The organism is Algoriphagus sp. AK58 (assembly GCF_014324365.1).
GTDB lineage: Bacteria > Bacteroidota > Bacteroidia > Cytophagales > Cyclobacteriaceae > Algoriphagus.
This window is the reverse complement of sequence record NZ_QEIG01000010.1, coordinates 1-16,363: the sequence shown is the minus strand read 5'-3', so window position 1 is coordinate 16,363 and position 16,363 is coordinate 1. Positions and strand designations below refer to the sequence as shown.

Sequence of the window (16,363 nt, the reverse complement as noted above, 5' to 3'; positions counted from 1 at the left end):
AATCAGCTTAAATCCGCTTCTTGCGAGAGAGAATTCGTATATTTTCAAAAGTTAAAAGCTTTAGACATGGCAACCCTAACTGTCAATCACAAAATTTTAGAAAAGTATTTAAGCCTTTTGGAAGGACTTGACAAGTCTTCAAAGAAAATGATAATTGAAAAACTAAGTAAATCTCTTGAAGATAAAGCTGTTAAAACAGATTTGGAATCCTTATTTGGTGCTTGGGAAGACGAAAAAAGCTCAGACGAAATCATCAAAGAAATTAGAGATTCAAGAGTAGAAAAATCAGAAAAACTAAGTTTTGAATGAAATACCTTTTAGACACGAATATTTGTGTTCACTTTTTAAGAGGAAATTTTGGATTGATAAACAAATTCAGGCAAATCGGCATTGAAAATTGCGCTATTTCTGAGATAACATTTGCAGAATTAGTATTTGGAGCTGAGAACAGTTCAAACCCTGAAAAAAATCTTGAGCTGATTGAGGCATTTACAAACCAATTGATCATTCTACCGATTTTCAATGCAATTCACCTTTATGCAAAAGAAAAAGCGCGTTTAAGATGAAAAGGCCTAATGATCAGTGATTTTGATTTGCTAATTGGGTGCACGGCAATAGAAAAAGGCATGACCATGGTTACGGAAAACCAAAAAGAATTTGAAAGAATCACGAATATCAAAATCGAAAATTGGGTAGTAAGATAACCCTGAATTAACCAATTAGACTGCCAAAAAATTAATTTGGTCTTCTCAAATCAAAACCCTTAAAAATTCTTTTCCCTTAGTGACCAAACAGCCAAATTCCAATCCCTCTTTCGAAGAAAAATTACCCCGAAACCTTGGCCTATGGGGCATTTGGATGTTGGTGGTCAATGGCTTGATTGGTGCGGGGATTTTTGGTTTGCCAAGTGGGGCAGCAGCTTTAGCAGGAGAATACAGCGTGTTGGTTTACGCTTTCTGTGCCTTGCTGATTCTTCCTGTGATTTTATGTTTTGCGGAGTTGGGAAGCTACTTCCGGGGCACGGGCGGACCGATTCGGTATGGCACCTTGGCTTTTGGGCCATTTGTGGGATTTCAGGGTGGTTGGCTGTATTACCTGGCCCGATTGATTTCCTTTTCCGCCAATACGGTTTTGCTTACAGACTCTATCGCCTATTTCATCGCCGGAGCGGGTGAAGGAACGGGCCGCTTGATCTCTTTGGCCCTGATCTGCATCGGCTTGAGTGTGATCAACGTCTTGGGTTCGGTCGAGTCCATTCGATCGATGACACTTTTTACAGTTATCAAATTTGCTGTTTTGATTCTCCTGCCAGTTGGAGGATTTATCCTGCTTGGCCCTTCGGTAATTCCTGATTTTGACTCTCCCCTGCCTCCCGTTTCGGATTTGGGAGCGGCGGCTTTGCTCTTGATTTATGCCTTTGTGGGATTTGAAGGCGCAGTAGTGCCAGCAGGCGAAGCCAAACGCCCGGAGCGGGATATGCCTTTAGGTTTATTGCTTGGTTTGGCGGTGGTAGCGGTGCTGTACATGCTCATTCAGGTGGTCTCTCAGGCTGCGGTGCCAACGATCGCCGAGTCCAAAACTCCGCTGTTGGAGGTATCCGCCACACTTTTTGGAAGCCCCGGTGCGGTGATTTTGATGATTGGGGTGGCCGCTTCAGTGATTGCCAATCTGATCAGTTCCATGTTTTCCGCCACTCGGGTGACCTATGCCCTTTCCTTGGAAAAGTCCCTTCCTCGATGGTTTGGGGAAGTTCATCCGAAGTTTCTCACTCCCGCCAACTCGGTCATTTTCTTTGGTTTGGCGGCATTTTTCCTTTCGGCTTTTGGATCGTTTACCGCCTTGGCCGCAATGACCGTCCTTTCCAGACTTTTTCTATTTATCATGAGTTGCGCGGCGATCCCTAAGCTCAGGCCACAGTTTCGTGGGGAAGGCAGATTCATTTTGAAAGGAGGCTACCTGATTCCCGTTTTGGGGATTATGGCCTGTCTTTGGCTAATGATGCAGGTAAGCGAGCGCTCGATCTGGATGACTGCGATTTTTGTGGGAATTGGAACGGGCTTGTATTGGGTGGGGAAAAAGCAGAAAGCAGAAGTTTGAAGTCTTAATTCAGAAGTCTGAAAAAAGGTTCGCAGTTCGATGTTCAGAGTTCAACCCAACTTCGCTATTCGACATTCGGTGTTCGGTGTTCATAATTAAAAAATTCCCATCTTCTTTCATTTAAAGAAATATCAATCGCTGAATGATGAAGATTCCTTTCCCTCACCATCTCGTAAATCGTCATTCGTAGCTCGTAAATCCCCGACCTGATTGAAGAACCCAAACCTTCCAGGTTTTAAAAACCTCAAAGGTCAGTGAGCTGCTTTCAGCTTTCTAACTTCATTATTCCTACTTTTACCCTATGTCCTCTCCTAACCTCGCCATACGAACGGTCATTTTCAGCATGCTGGGAAACGCCGCTTTGGCAGTAATCAAGTTTCTGGGCGGAATTTTCGGGAATTCGTATGCATTGATTGCGGACGGAATCGAGTCCACGGTGGACATTTTCTCTTCCTTGTTGGTCTTGCTGGGTCTTCGCTATGCGGCGCGGCCTGCCGATGAAAACCATCCCTACGGACACGGAAAAGCAGAACCTCTAATCACTTTTGCCGTGGTGGTGTTTCTGGTAATTTCTGCTTTTACCATCGCCTGGCAAGCGATCCAAAACATCCAAACTCCCCATGCTTTGCCTGAATCCTGGACCCTTTGGGTCTTGGCAGGGATTATTTTATGGAAAGAAATCAGCTTCCAAGTCGTCCTCAGACGAAGTAAGAAACTCGGCAGTTCCTCCCTGAAAGCCGAAGCTTGGCACCATCGGTCGGATGCGATTACCTCGTTGGCTGCTTTTTTTGGAATTTCAATCGCGCTATTCGGAGGTGAGGGATTTGAAGTAGCCGATGATTATGCAGCACTTTTGGCCTGTGCTTTTATCCTATACAACTGTTATGGAATTTTTCGACCTGCGCTGAGTGAGGTAATGGATGAAAACAACCATGATGACTTGGTCAATGAAATCCGCAAAGTCGCCCTTACCGTACCCGGAGTGAGTGATACCGAAAAATGCTTTATCCGAAAAGCCGGCATGAAGTATCATGTGGACCTCCATGCTCAAGTCAAAGGAAACCTGACCGTGATGGAAGGTCATCAGATTGCTCATCTCCTCAAAGACACACTCAGAAAGGAAATTCCACAGTTAGGACATGTTCTGATCCATATTGAACCAGCATAACTGAAAAACGACAGCGTCCAGAGAAGGATCGGGCGGAATTTCCAACTGCTCAACTATTTTTTACAGATACTAATTAACTGATTTACAAAAACTTTCAATATCCGTTTCTAGGGATTTTTGGAATTTTTCCCGATAATGGGATTCAATCAAATAAAGACCTGATTTTTCTCAGCTTTTTTTTTGGATTATTTGCCAACTTTTGAATTAAAGCTTCTAAATCCATACACTTTCATTTAAATGACAAAAGCTTATTCTGCTTTTGAGATAAAAACAAACATCTATTCTTCTAAAATTTGCCTCAAACGAAATTTTCCCAGCCAAATTCTAATACCTATGAAGTTATTACAAAAAATAAAAAACCTTTTTGCGGGGTGTATATTGATTATTCCCCTCCTTTCATCATGTAAAAAAGTTGAAGTCGTCGAGCTTCCACCTGTACAGGTGAATGTAGTCAAGGCGGTTCAGAGTGACGTACCACTTTACGAAGAATTTGTCGCACAAGTATATGGCAAATCCGATGTCGACATCCGGGCACGGGTAGAAGGCTGGGTCACTTCGGTAAACTTCAAAGAAGGATCTGTGGTCAAAAAAGGGGATTTACTCTACGTCATCGATGACATCGAATACAAAAACCGGGTAGACCGACAGGCCAGCGAAGTGACCCGAGCACAGACCGAATTGGTGCGAGCAGAAAACGAATTGGGCAGAGTTCGTCCCCTTACAGAGATGAATGCTTTGAGTAAGAAGGATTTGGACAACGCCATCGCTCAATACGAAGCCGCAAAAGCCAATGTAGCCGCCGTCAAATCCACACTCGACAATGCTAAAATAGAATTGGGCTACACCAGGGTTACTGCCCCATTCGACGGAATCATCGGTATTTCCAATGTGCGGGCCGGAGATTATGTAAGCAGAGTTGGAGGAACATCCGTGCTCACCACCATCTCGAGCGTAGATGGGGTTAGAGTTCGTTTCCAGATCAGTGAAAGAGAATACCTGAGGATCGCGCAACTCAGTGCAGAAGAACTTGCAGGAGCCAAAAAGCAAGTAGAATTGATCCTGGCAGACGGATCCATTTACGCTGAAAAAGGCGAGATCGATTTTGCCAATAGAGAAATTGATCCCAAAACCGGAACACTGACCATAGAGGCATCCTTTCCAAATCCTACCGGTCTATTGAGACCAGGACTGTTTGTAAAAACCAGGGTACTGCTCAAAACAGCAACTGGGGCGGTCCTGATCCCTCAGCGATCTGTCTTTCAGCTCCAAAACTTAAACCAGGTATTCACAGTCACAGATTCAAGCACATTGAAAGCAACTACCGTCCAAGCCGGAGAAAAAGTCGGCGATGCCTGGATCATCACAAGCGGGTTGAAAGCCGGTGACCGGGTAGCCATCGTAGGCACTGCGGGTCTCACAGCCAATACCAAAGTGGAGGTAGTCGAACAGGCCTGGACGCCTAAAGGCAACTAATCTGAATATTTTCCAAAATTTTCTCTGAAGCTATATGAGTGAGTTTTTCATACGAAGGCCCATCGTCGCCATGGTGATCTCGATCCTGATGATCATCATGGGTCTGATTACCCTGGGCGGAATTCCGATTTCCAAGTACCCGGACATCACGCCTCCAATGGTACAGGTGACCACCAATTTCACCGGTGCCAACGCCGTCAACGTGGAACAAGCCGTGGCTACCCCAATCGAACAGCAAGTGAACGGGGTAGAAGAAATGCTCTACATGAAATCAGTAAATGCCGCTGATGGATCGCTGACCCTTCAGGTATCCTTTGAGGTAGGTACTGACTTGGACAATGCCAACATGCTGACCCAAAACCGGGTGTCTCAGGCCAATGCCAAGATGCCGGTGGAGGTCAAAAACTTCGGGGTGACTACCAAGAAATCCCTGGTTTTCCCCCTGATGCTGGTGTCCCTGTCCTCACCCAACCAAACCTACGACGCCTCTTTTTTAAATAATTACGCGAATATCAACATCGTCGATCAGCTTAAGCGGGTCAAGGGTGTGGGTGACGTAGTGCTGTTTGGTGGTGCAGATTATTCCATGCGGATTTGGCTGGATCCAGATCAGCTGACCAAGCTAAACCTGACTGTCAATGATGTATCCAATGCAGTCAGAAAGCAAAATGCCATTTCCCCGGGTGGTAAATTTGGCGCTCCTCCCTCCCCTTCCGGAGTGGAATATACCTATACCGTCACGCTACAGGAGCGCTTGGTGACCGAAGAAGAGTTTGGAAATATCATCGTCAAATCTGATGAAAAAGGATCCATCGTCCGACTCAAGGACATTGCCCGAGTGGAATTGGGACTTGACAATTACAATTCATCTAGCCGACTGAATTCCAAATCCGCCGCCACCATCGTGGTCTATCAGATGCCTGGCTCCAATGCATTGGAAGTTGCCGATCTGGTACAAACGACCGTAGCCGACCTTCAAAAATACTTTCCGGAAGATTTGAAATATGACATTTCATTGAATACTACCCGGGCCATCTCCGTAGGTATTGAAGAAATCGTGCATACGCTCTTTGAGGCCGTAGTGCTGGTGATCATCGTGGTGTTCCTCTTCCTTCAGGACTGGAGAGCTACCTTGATCCCTTTGCTGACCGTTCCGGTTTCTCTGATCGGTACCTTCATCATCTTCCCGATGCTCGGATTCTCGGTCAACGTACTTTCGCTGCTGGGGCTAGTCCTCGCCATAGGTCTGGTTGTCGATGATGCCATCGTGGTAGTGGAAGCGGTCATGCACAACATCGAGCACGGCATGAAGCCGAAAGAAGCCACCCAAAAGGCCATGAAAGAAGTGGGCGGACCGGTAGTCGCGATCGCCTTGATTTTGGCAGCGGTATTCGTGCCTGTAGCTTTTGCCGGAGGGATCACAGGACGGCTTTATCAGCAGTTTGCGATCACGATTGCCATCTCGGTTTTGTTCTCTGCCTTCAATGCCTTGACCCTCAGCCCAGCGCTTTCGGCCATCATTCTCAAGCCGAAAAAAGAATCCAAAGGTCTGCTCCAGCGCTTTTTCAATGCCTTCAACCGAGGTTTTGACAAGTTTACCCTAGGCTATACCGGAGTGGCAGGAGCCGTGGCCAAAAAGTCCATCCGATCCCTGATCATCATCGGTTTTGTAGTAGGAGGAATTGTCCTGCTCAACGGAGGAATACCCGGAGGCTTTGTGCCTGAGGAAGACGAGGGCTATTTCATGGTCAATATTCAACTTCCCGATGCTGCTTCTCTTGAGCGCTCAGATGAGGTAGCTAAAAAAGTGGAAGCAATTCTCGGGCAACATGAGGAAATCGAATTTTCGACCATGGTATTGGGCTACAGCTTGCTGACTCAATCTTACTCCACCAACAACGCCTTCGTGTTTGTCTCGCTCAAACCTTGGGAAGAGCGCACCAAAACCGCCAAACAGTTGATTTTAGAAACCAACATGGCGTTCCGAGGTACAGTGACCGAGGCCTCTACGATTGCCTTTGGTCCTCCTCCGATCGAAGGTTTGGGAACCTCCGCAGGTTTTACCCTTCAGCTTCAGGACCGCTCCGGCAATTCTCCCCAATACCTGGACGAGCAGGCTCAGCACTTTATCACTGAGGCTAGAAAGCGGCCGGAAATCGGCAGCATTTTCACCTTGTTCCGATCCAATGTACCTCAGAAAAAGATCCTGATCGACTACGACAAAGTCGAAAAACTGGGAATTGACCTGAGCGAGGTGACCAGCACCATTTCCACCTATCTGGGAAGTGCCTATGTCAATGACTTCAACCGATTTGGAAGACAGTACAAGGTCTTTGTGCAGGCCGAAGGAAAAAACCGACTCGAGCCCGACGATCTCGCCAAATATTACGTGCGAAGCAAAGCAGGAGAAATCATTCCGCTGAGCACCATCACCACGGTAGAAGACGCCACCGGACCGACCTACACCAACCGATTCAACATGTACCGCGCAGCAGAAATCTCAGGAGCTCCTAAGGAAGGATACAGCTCGGCGGATGCCCTTCGTGCCTTGGAAGAAGTGGCCGCAGGGATGCCCAAGGAAATCGGCTATTCCTGGAGTAACATGTCCTATCAGGAAAAAGCTGCCGAAGGAACCGGAGGCACCATGTTCCTCATGGCCTTGGTCTTTGTGTTTCTGATCTTGGCCGCCCAGTACGAAAGCTGGACCCTCCCCTTTTCCGTCTTGCTTGGAGTACCGGCCGCGGTGTTTGGGGCCTTCCTCGGACTGTGGCTGGGAGGACTCTGGAGCGTCAGCTATGTCAACAACGTCTTTGCTCAGATCGGATTGGTGATGCTGATCGGTTTGACGGCGAAAAACGCCATCCTGATCGTGGAATTTGCCAAGATGCTCCACGAAGAGCAGGGCAAATCTCTCTACGAAGCCGCATTGGAATCTGCCAAACTCCGGCTCCGTCCCATCCTGATGACCTCCTTCGCGTTTATGCTCGGGGTAGTTCCTTTGCTGACTGCATCGGGCGCCGGAGCCGAGGCCCGAAAAGTTATGGGTATGGCCGTATTTAGCGGCACCTTGATTGCCACCATCATCGGGGTCATCGTCGTTCCTGGACTGTATGTATTGATAGAAAGTTTGGTGAAAAAGAAGAAACCTTCCGCTCCTGCCTCACCTGCTGTTTCACCTTCAGAACCAACCCACTGAGATGAGAAAGTTAATCCTACCAATCGTCATTTTGTTGGTTCTTTCCGGCTGTGCCGTTGGACCCAAGTACACAAGACCCGAAGCTGTGGCGACTAAAACTCCATCAGGATACACCTTTGGGCTAAATGCGGCAGACTCCATCACCAACCTGGATTGGTGGGAAGTCTATCAGGATCCCCAACTGCAATCCCTGATCCGATATGCCCTGGATTCCAACCTAAACTTGCTGACCGCAGTGGCAAGAGTGGAAGAAGCGCAGGCCATTTTGGGCTTCAATAAAGCAAACTTAGGCCCCGCCTTTGGGGTAGCTGCCGGTGCCAGAGCCTCCGACTTCAGACAACGCGCTTCAGAAGCCGGAGTTGGCTTCAACACCAACTCCTATTCTGTCCTAGGCAATGTATCCTGGGAGCTTGATATATGGGGAAAAATCAGGCATGCCAACCGGGCTGCCTATGCAGAACTTTTGGCCACCGAAGAAAAACGCAAATCCATCTACATCAGTCTGGTAGCGCAGATTGCTGAGTTGTATTTCAATCTGAGAGGATTGGACGAACGCCTCCAAATCACCCAGCGCACCTATGAAACCCGACTGGAATACCTGAGAATCATCAACCTTAGGTTTGAAAAAGGAGAAGTTTCCGAACTGGACAAGCTTCAGGCCGAACAAATCGCCGCCGATGCCAAAGCTCAGATGTATGCCTTGGAAAGGGCCATTATCTACACCGAAAATGCGATCAATATCCTTTCCGGAAAACCTTACTCGCCAATCGTCAGAGGCTTGGACAACAACCAACAGCTTCTTCCCCTGGAGATACCGACAGGGATTCCCTCAGAATTACTTACCAGAAGGCCCGATATCGCTGGTGCCGAGCAGCTTTTGATGGCCCAAACCGAGCGAATCGGCGTGGCTATCGCGATGAGATTCCCCAGCCTAAGCCTCACCGGATTTTTTGGAGTGGCCAGTCCTGACTTGTCCAACCTGTTTGTTCCCAATGCGATGCTAGGCTCCATCACGGGGCAATTGGCTGCACCGGTGTTTCAGTTTGGACAGAATAAAAGAAGAGTGGAAGCCGAGCGTGCCAAAGCAAAACAATTTGCCTATCAGTACGAGCAAACCGTCATTGAAGCCTTCGCCGAAGTCGAAAATTCCCTGGCGGAGATCCGCACCTATACGAATGAATTTGAGGCCAGAAAACAGCAAGTAGCTGCCACCGAAAAGTCCTTGATGCTTTCCAAAGCGCTCTATGACAACGGCTACACGTCTTTCCTACAAGTATTGGATGCAGAAAGGAATTTGTATTACTCTGAATATGAAAAATCCCTCGCGCTGGAGAATCAGTTGATCTCTTCAGTGAGGCTGTATAAGGCGCTTGGAGGGGGATGGTGAGGAATGACGGATGACCGATGTCGGATGACAGATGCTGGATGGTTGATCCCAAATATTGGATGACGGAAGACCGAAGGGGGTTGCCCTAATTCGGATTTCGGCAGACCAGAGTCGAGAGAACGAATTGAGAAAAGAGCCGGGAGTGAAATCCCACAGCCCAAATAAGTGTCTTCACTTACTTGAATGATTCAAAAAATGGTTCCGGATAGTGGAGACACTAACCGGGGCGAAGAAAAGAGAACGGAGCCGAGGGAGAAATCCTTCGGCTTTTTTTGTGCACACTCCTCCCATAAATCTAAACTTTTATAAGGATAGTTTGGACAGTCAGCCATCTGCGCTTATCTTGAAATAGATTTTTAGGGAGAGCCGAACCGGCATTTTTTGGAAGACCCATTCCGAAAACCAAAGACCTTGGAAATCTGAAAAAACGGATTTAATTCAGAAATACCCGAAACCAGTTTCGCCATGTATCCAAATAAGCATGCCTTACGAAACTGGTTTCGCAAACACAAACGTTACCTGTAATGCAAAAAATGAAAACACTAGTACTTACTATATTATTTTTTTTATTGAATGCTCAAGAAGGTTATTCTTGTTCCTGTGGGGGCAAGTATGACTCTAAGTACTTTAAAGAGCAAATTGAAAGAGCAGATTTTGTTTTTGTTGGTAAAGCAATAAAAAACGTTGGAGTTCACACTCAAAGAAACAACCAACTAGACGAGGAAGGAATAGGCTACAATGTACTTTTTAAGGTTGATTCAGTGATAAAAGGAAAATTAAAATCTCAAGAAGTTATAATTGACCAATGGAACGATGGAAGCTGTGCTCATACACTTAAATTAGGTAGGAAATATATAGTTTTTGGTATTGATTATAAAATGCATTGGAATTACAAAGAAACAATTGAGGAAGAGACAAAATTAAAAAAGGAGGGATATGAAGAATTAACCCAGTTTGATTACTACACTTTAAAAGAAGATAGGTATAATATAGTGAATACAAATTATTGCTCATCATTTATAAAAAGAAAATCAATCCTGAAATCTTTAAAATAAAGCAATACAGGTAACATCACCTTGGATACAGCGGGCGGTTCAGAGTAACTTGAAAGTTTAGTATCTTTAAGAAGTTTGGAGTAGGCCGGAAATGAGCGGCTCCGAAAGCCCGCCGTCTCCAAGCTGAATCCCGTTAGCAAGCATATTAAAACACCGCACGATGAAACGAAAGATTTTGATAATAGCGATTTTATTTTTGGGATTTTTGAAAACAACATTCTCTCAAGAGTTCAATAAGAATATTGACAAGGATTCCTTATTTACGGTAATATTAAAGGATATTCCAGAAGAAAAGCGTAATGAGTTTAAGAAGATTTATGAAGAAGGAAATGAAGAGTCTAAGGAATTTCTACTTTTTATGTTTTCAATGCCAAGAAGTAGCAAGAAAGAACTTGTTGACAATTATGAAAACAAGTCTAAAGAAATCACTATACTTAAAAATGAATACTCAAAACTTGTTCCTGACAGCTTAATTGTATCTATTGAATTCAACCCTGAAAATAAAATAGTTAACACAACCGAAAGTATTGATTTAAAGATTTATCGCAAGAATCCCAATGGACGGAGCACAGTTATAGCCCAAGAATGGAATTTAGATAGAGAATCTGAAAAGCTAGCTGAAATGCTACTGACAATTGGATGGAATAAAAACAGCTTAAATAAAATAAAAGAATTATTGGACTCAGCTAATTGTGTTTCAATAGAAAATGGAAGAACTGTGACAATCGGCTTTGCAAGAAGTGGGATGGGAAAATATTTTTATAAAGTCTTTGACAAAAACCTAACTGACAATGAAATAGAAGAATATAATGATGGGTGTACTTACATTTATCACAAGGACAACATAGTTTTGGAATATGGTGGCGGTGCTGTGGGTCCTCAATGTTTTCCAGACGAATGAAAAAATACGCTTGCTAACAGCACCTACCCAAAAGTGGCGGTTCAGTGGTTAAATCAAGCTTTGTGCTTCTATCAAAGATTCTGCTTGGTTGGACAGTAAAGTGCTTCGAAATCGCCACCTTCGGGTAGCTGCAAAACGTTGTAGGGCATTTTAAAAGACACAGTAGACAATGGCCTCAAGAGAAATGTATAATGCGACAGCTCATTTGAGTTCCCTGATAACTTGGGACAGGGATTGGATACATTTCGGGACTGAAAATGAAATTAAATTAGGTTTGTTAGAGAAACTAATTGAAGAACATTTAAGCGGAAATGATTTATTGTTTATTCATGGAAGGACAACTTCTAGGCAAATAAAAAAAGAAGAGATAATTAAAACAATAAGGCCATTTCTTGGAACAGACGACTTTCAACTTTGGACTGTGAGAATGGATAAAGTAATTCGTTTTAATAAAATTGGCGTTCTTCACCTTGGACAGAGAATTAAAAAAGATTTAGAGAAATCAACTGATACAGCAGTATTCACAACAAAGTTTGTCCTTGAAGACAACAAGGTAGTAACTTATGTGACACATGAAATTGAAGATGGAGCATGGCAATTTTTTAGCGATGACGAGTTTGAGGAATTTGAGAGCGTTGCAAGAATTATTGGACTAAATGAGATTATGGACAAGGACCCAACTTTAAAGCAGTTGGTAGACATGGAACCTGGACACATAGCAACGAGAAAACACAAAGAGGACAAGTGGACAATTAAAAAAAAGGAGTAAAAACGCCCTACAACATCACCTAAGAGCAAGCGGGCGGAAACGCTAAATTGAAAGTGATTACCTTTCATTAACCTTGGTCGTGGCGGACAGTGCTTCGGGTTTTAATGCCCGCCTGCTCTTAGCCTTGGCCGTTATAGGGCATTTTAAGACGACACACAGACAATGAGCTTGAAAGGACAAACAGTTAGAATAATAGTAAGTGAACCTTGGGATTGGGAAGAAAATCTTTTTGGGACTATTTTATCTGACCGTGGCGGTGATAAGTTATTGGTTAAGTTAACTAAACCTATAAAAGGAAACAAATTGACAAGCGACTTAATAGAACTTAAACCAAGATATGAAAAGGAAACATTTAAACCGCTTGGTCAATATTATTCTGTGACTGTCGGTGGTGCATTAGTAAAAGAAGAGAATGATGAATTTGACTACATAATTATTGGCAGTGTGACACTTGATTAAAATGACAATACTTGAACTACATACTAAATTGAAGAACGTTGGAATTAATGATGACCAATACTTTCTTCACGGACTTTATGGTTCAGCGGACGACAATGAAAAATTATCCTTGACGATAAAGAAAGGAAAGTTTACAGTTGAATATGAAACCTATTTCAAAGAGCGTGGCGAAAAGCATTCTGTAAGAACTTTTTATTCAGAAGAAGAAGCTTGCGAGTACATTTATAAAAAGCTAACTAACGAACAGACATATAGTCGCATTCAAAATATTGAAGGACTTTCAGGAATGACAGTGAATGAAAGACTTTATGTAAGTGGACTAATGGACGAGTTTGACAAAGTAAAAAACACAAATAAAAGTAGAGCAAAAGAAATATTAAGATGGTTGAGAGTGGACGAACCTTCAATTGATTTGATTGTAAAATGACCACTGAAGAAAGAAAAACGCCCTATAACAGCCGTTTTGCAAAAGCGGGGGTTTCGTGCTTCTATGACAGTGAAGTGCAAAATTCAAGCTTTGTGCATCTAATGAAGTTTAGTGCTGAAAATCCCTGCCTGCGTATAGCTGAGAACCGTTACAAATATTGAAAATATATTTTTCAGGACATGCAGTAGTTTAGACTTTGATAATTGCAATTTCAAAACAGTTTCCTAAAAATTACTTAAAACTATGAAAATGGATATTGCTAATTGATGGACTTACTTACTTAGGAACAAATAAATTAGACTTATGCTTAAACTTGGCGGATACCTGAATATTCTATTTGCAATCTTACATATTGTTGGATTGTTTTGGGCTGAAAAAATGTTTGAAGTTGTTGGTATAGCAGAGGGAATGGCTCTTGCTAAACAAGACATACATCCTCTGTATCCTTATTTTATTACAATTGTAGTAGGAGTTTTATTTTATATAATGGGCCTGTATGGTCTTTCGGCTGATAACAAGTATAAAAAACTACCATTATTAAAACCAATAGTATTTTGTATTGGAGGAATTTATTTGTTACGCGGAATAGGTGAACTGATTTTTGATATAGGATGGCAAAAAGCAAGTCCATTATTAGAAAACACCTACTCACTAATAGCGATTTTCGTTGGACTTTTATATTTAGTAGGAGGACTGAAAAAATGGAAAATAAAACAGGCAAAATAATAAACAACGACCCGCTAACATCGGTTTTTCGTTATGGATACTGATGCGCTTTATATGAACAGCAGTACTAATAATCCGCCACTACGCCAAACCGAAAAACGTTTTTTGGACAATTCTAAAATAGACAAAATCAGGTTTTGATTGTGACTATTACCACTGAGAAGATATTACACCGAAGAAGGACAAAACAGTAGGTAAAGTGGACTGGTTATCCAGAAAAAACCTCCGAAACTACTCTCACATGATCCAAACCGACAATTTTCAGAAAGTGGAAGTCACTTCAGCCACGGAACTTAGGTCTTGGCTGGAGCTACATCATCAGCAAGAGGAATCGGTCTGGTTGGTTACTTATTTGAAAGCAGTTCCCGAAAAGTACCTCTCCACTGGTGAGGTATTGGACGAATTGATCTGTTTTGGCTGGATCGATGGCATCCGTAGAAAGCTGGATGAGCGCAGGACGATGCAGCTGATTTCCCCTCGCAGAGTGCAGCATTGGGCCAAAAGCTATAAAGATCGTGCGGCCAAAATGATCGAGGAGGGGAAAATGCAGGAGGCCGGGTTTCTCGCGATGGAGCGCTCCAAGGAGGCTGGTTTATGGGATTTTATGGAAGAAGTGAATCGTTTGAAAGTCCCTCAGGACCTTCAGGAAGGTTTAGACCAAATTCCCGGAGCGAGTGAATTTTTTCATGGCATCAATGACTCGAGCAAGCGCTTTGTCCTCCGCTGGCTTAAACTCGCCAAAACCGAAAAGACCCGAAGGGCTAGAATCCAGCAACTCGCCGAGCTTTCGGGAAGAGGGGAAAAGTTGAAAGGGAGTTGAGGATTCTCAACAGGAAGGAAGAGAGAAATTGAGCCTTCCTGCCCAGGTGAGTGCCTGCCTATCGCAGACGGGCATTATCCGATTTAAAAAAATCTCTTCTCCGTTTCGCTGGCGAACCAAAATCTCACTCCAAACCAAAATTTTTGCGCCAGCGATGAAATTCTTGGCTTATCTTTTAATCCAGGGGTTGAAATCCATAGCTATAACGAAACGCTCCTTTGGAGCTAAATATGCAACACCTGAAATTTTTTGAAATTTGGCCATTTCCCACTTCCATTTCGGTTGCTATCCAGAGATTGAAAAATTCTGCCTAATCCAAAAAACTTGAGTTCTTGAGGATCTTTCTTTAGTCTAACAAGTACAAAGCGGTTCCAAAAACTAAGAATCGATGTAACCCTTTAATTTGCCAAAACGTTGACTGTAGGTAATACTAGAAACCCGTTTAACTTTTAGCTTGAAAAAATGGAAACAAAATCAAATTGCAACTGGCTTTTTAAAGCATCAATTGTATTCCTGTTGGGATGGACATTGAGTTCAGAATCCTTGGCGCAACAAGCAAATTCTGATGGCCTCAAAGAATTCAAGATCACCATTGAACAAACGGACAATGGCATCAAAATGCAAAGTCATGAAGGCAGTGCATGGATTGATTTAGGTTTTAATCTATCCAATAACAAACCGCAGGCAATCGACGAGTATGGGATGACCAACTTGGATCACGTATCTTCTCATAAAGACAGTCAACTTTCAGACTACCTATTCACCATTACCAAAACCAAAAACGGAATCACCTTAAAGGGTATCGAAGGGACAGCTTGGAAAGAGCTCAGTTTTCCGCTTCCAAAAAACGGTAAACAATCCATTGACCAATTTGGGATGACTGAATAAAGGGCATTGGTGGGAATTATGCTGCTCTGCCTCGGTTAGTGCCTGACAATCGCAGACAGGCACTAATCGGAGCCAAGGGGTCTCGAAGAATTTTTATATACCGCTAGTCCCTTCTCCGTTTCGCTGGCGATCCGAGATCTCGTTCCAAACCAAAACCCTGCGACAGCGATGAAATTCTCGGCTTATCTTTTAATCCAGGGGTTGAAACCCCTGGCAATAACAAAACGCTCCTTTGGAGCTGGTTCAGAGTTCGAATCATTAGACAGAGTCCAAACTCAGTGTCTTCTACAGTTACCACTAAACCTACCTTTGATAGGCGCGGTGGGTTGCCGCAGCCGCGAGGCGTGGGTTGGCTTTGTGGGGGGAAGCTTAGCTGCGGCTTGACTTTTTGGTCCTTTTTTGTCAAGAAAAAAGGACTTAAAAAACAAAACAGGGATGATGAGAAATTAATCAGGTTGAAAATCAAGTAAATCTCACCAAATCTCTTCTCCGTTTCGCTGGCGATCCGAGATCTCGTTCCAAACCAAAATTCGTACGCCAGCGATGGGGTTCTTGGCTTATCTTTTAATCCAGGGGTTGAAACCCCTGGCAATAACCAAACGCTCCTTTGGAGCTTGCAGCACTAAAGCAATCGAAATCAACAACCTGTTAATCAAAACAATAAATTGCCTGACAATCGCAGACAGGCACTAATCGGAGCCAAGGGGTCTCGAAGAATTTTTATACACCGCTAGTCCCTTCTCCGTTTCGCTGGCGATCCGAGTTCTCGTTCCAAACCAAAATTCGTACGCCAGCGATGGGGGTCTTGGCTTATCTTTTAATCCAGGGGTTGAAACCCCTGGCAATAACCAAACGCTCCTTGGGAGCTGGCACTAAACCAATCGAGATCGACAACCTGTTACTCCAGCCAATGGATTACCTGACAATCGCAGACAGGCACTAATCGGAGCCAAGGAGTCTAGAATAATATATATACACCGCTAGTCCCTTCTCCTTT

Annotated in this window: 15 protein-coding genes; all 15 read left to right on the top strand. The window is 43.9% G+C overall.

Annotated features, from left to right (window positions below):
• Nucleotides 1-66: 66 nt before the first annotated feature.
• Nucleotides 67-309 (top strand): hypothetical protein, encoded by a 243-nt coding sequence (locus tag DDT91_RS10870; RefSeq protein ID WP_187176209.1) that lies wholly within the window; start codon nt 67-69, stop codon nt 307-309.
• A complete protein-coding gene (locus DDT91_RS10865; RefSeq protein ID WP_255502082.1) occupies nt 306-566 on the top strand; it encodes a PIN domain-containing protein in 261 nt (86 codons plus the stop codon). Before DDT91_RS10870 ends, DDT91_RS10865 begins: the two co-directional genes overlap by 4 nt.
• Before the next feature lie 217 nt (nt 567-783).
• A complete protein-coding gene (locus tag DDT91_RS10860) occupies nt 784-2,097 on the top strand; it encodes an APC family permease (protein WP_370539314.1) in 1,314 nt (437 codons plus the stop codon).
• A 301-nt stretch (nt 2,098-2,398) separates the two neighbouring features.
• Nucleotides 2,399-3,265, top strand: coding sequence for a cation diffusion facilitator family transporter (locus DDT91_RS10855; RefSeq protein ID WP_187176208.1), 867 nt, complete (start codon nt 2,399-2,401; stop codon nt 3,263-3,265).
• Nucleotides 3,266-3,598: 333 nt separating this feature from the next.
• Entirely contained in the window at nt 3,599-4,738 is a 1,140-nt protein-coding gene (locus DDT91_RS10850) for an efflux RND transporter periplasmic adaptor subunit (RefSeq protein ID WP_187176207.1), read from the top strand.
• Between the two features lie 34 nt (nt 4,739-4,772).
• Entirely contained in the window at nt 4,773-7,934 is a 3,162-nt protein-coding gene (locus DDT91_RS10845) for an efflux RND transporter permease subunit (RefSeq protein ID WP_187176206.1), read from the top strand.
• 1 nt (nt 7,935) lies between these two features.
• Nucleotides 7,936-9,321 carry an efflux transporter outer membrane subunit gene (locus DDT91_RS10840; RefSeq protein ID WP_187176205.1) on the top strand — a complete coding sequence of 462 codons (1,386 nt, stop codon included), beginning with the start codon at nt 7,936-7,938 and terminating at the stop codon, nt 9,319-9,321.
• Between the two features lie 533 nt (nt 9,322-9,854).
• Entirely contained in the window at nt 9,855-10,376 is a 522-nt protein-coding gene (locus tag DDT91_RS10835; RefSeq protein WP_187176204.1) for a hypothetical protein, read from the top strand.
• Between the two features lie 160 nt (nt 10,377-10,536).
• Nucleotides 10,537-11,277 carry a hypothetical protein gene (locus DDT91_RS10830; RefSeq protein ID WP_187176203.1) on the top strand — a complete coding sequence of 247 codons (741 nt, stop codon included), beginning with the start codon at nt 10,537-10,539 and terminating at the stop codon, nt 11,275-11,277.
• 169 nt (nt 11,278-11,446) lie between these two features.
• Entirely contained in the window at nt 11,447-12,046 is a 600-nt protein-coding gene (locus DDT91_RS10825; protein WP_187176202.1) for a hypothetical protein, read from the top strand.
• Nucleotides 12,047-12,208: 162 nt separating this feature from the next.
• Nucleotides 12,209-12,505, top strand: coding sequence for a hypothetical protein (locus DDT91_RS10820; protein ID WP_187176201.1), 297 nt, complete (start codon nt 12,209-12,211; stop codon nt 12,503-12,505).
• Between the two features lies 1 nt (nt 12,506).
• Nucleotides 12,507-12,932 (top strand): hypothetical protein, encoded by a 426-nt coding sequence (locus DDT91_RS10815; RefSeq protein WP_187176391.1) that lies wholly within the window; start codon nt 12,507-12,509, stop codon nt 12,930-12,932.
• Between the two features lie 303 nt (nt 12,933-13,235).
• The gene (locus DDT91_RS10810) at nt 13,236-13,658 is read left to right on the top strand and encodes a hypothetical protein (RefSeq protein ID WP_187176200.1); all 423 of its coding nucleotides are present in this window, start codon (nt 13,236-13,238) and stop codon (nt 13,656-13,658) included.
• Between the two features lie 241 nt (nt 13,659-13,899).
• On the top strand, nt 13,900-14,478 hold the full coding sequence (locus DDT91_RS10805; protein ID WP_187176199.1) for a YdeI family protein: 579 nt from the start codon (nt 13,900-13,902) through the stop codon (nt 14,476-14,478).
• 462 nt (nt 14,479-14,940) lie between these two features.
• On the top strand, nt 14,941-15,366 hold the full coding sequence (locus tag DDT91_RS10800) for a hypothetical protein (RefSeq protein WP_187176198.1): 426 nt from the start codon (nt 14,941-14,943) through the stop codon (nt 15,364-15,366).
• Nucleotides 15,367-16,363 lie beyond the last annotated feature (997 nt).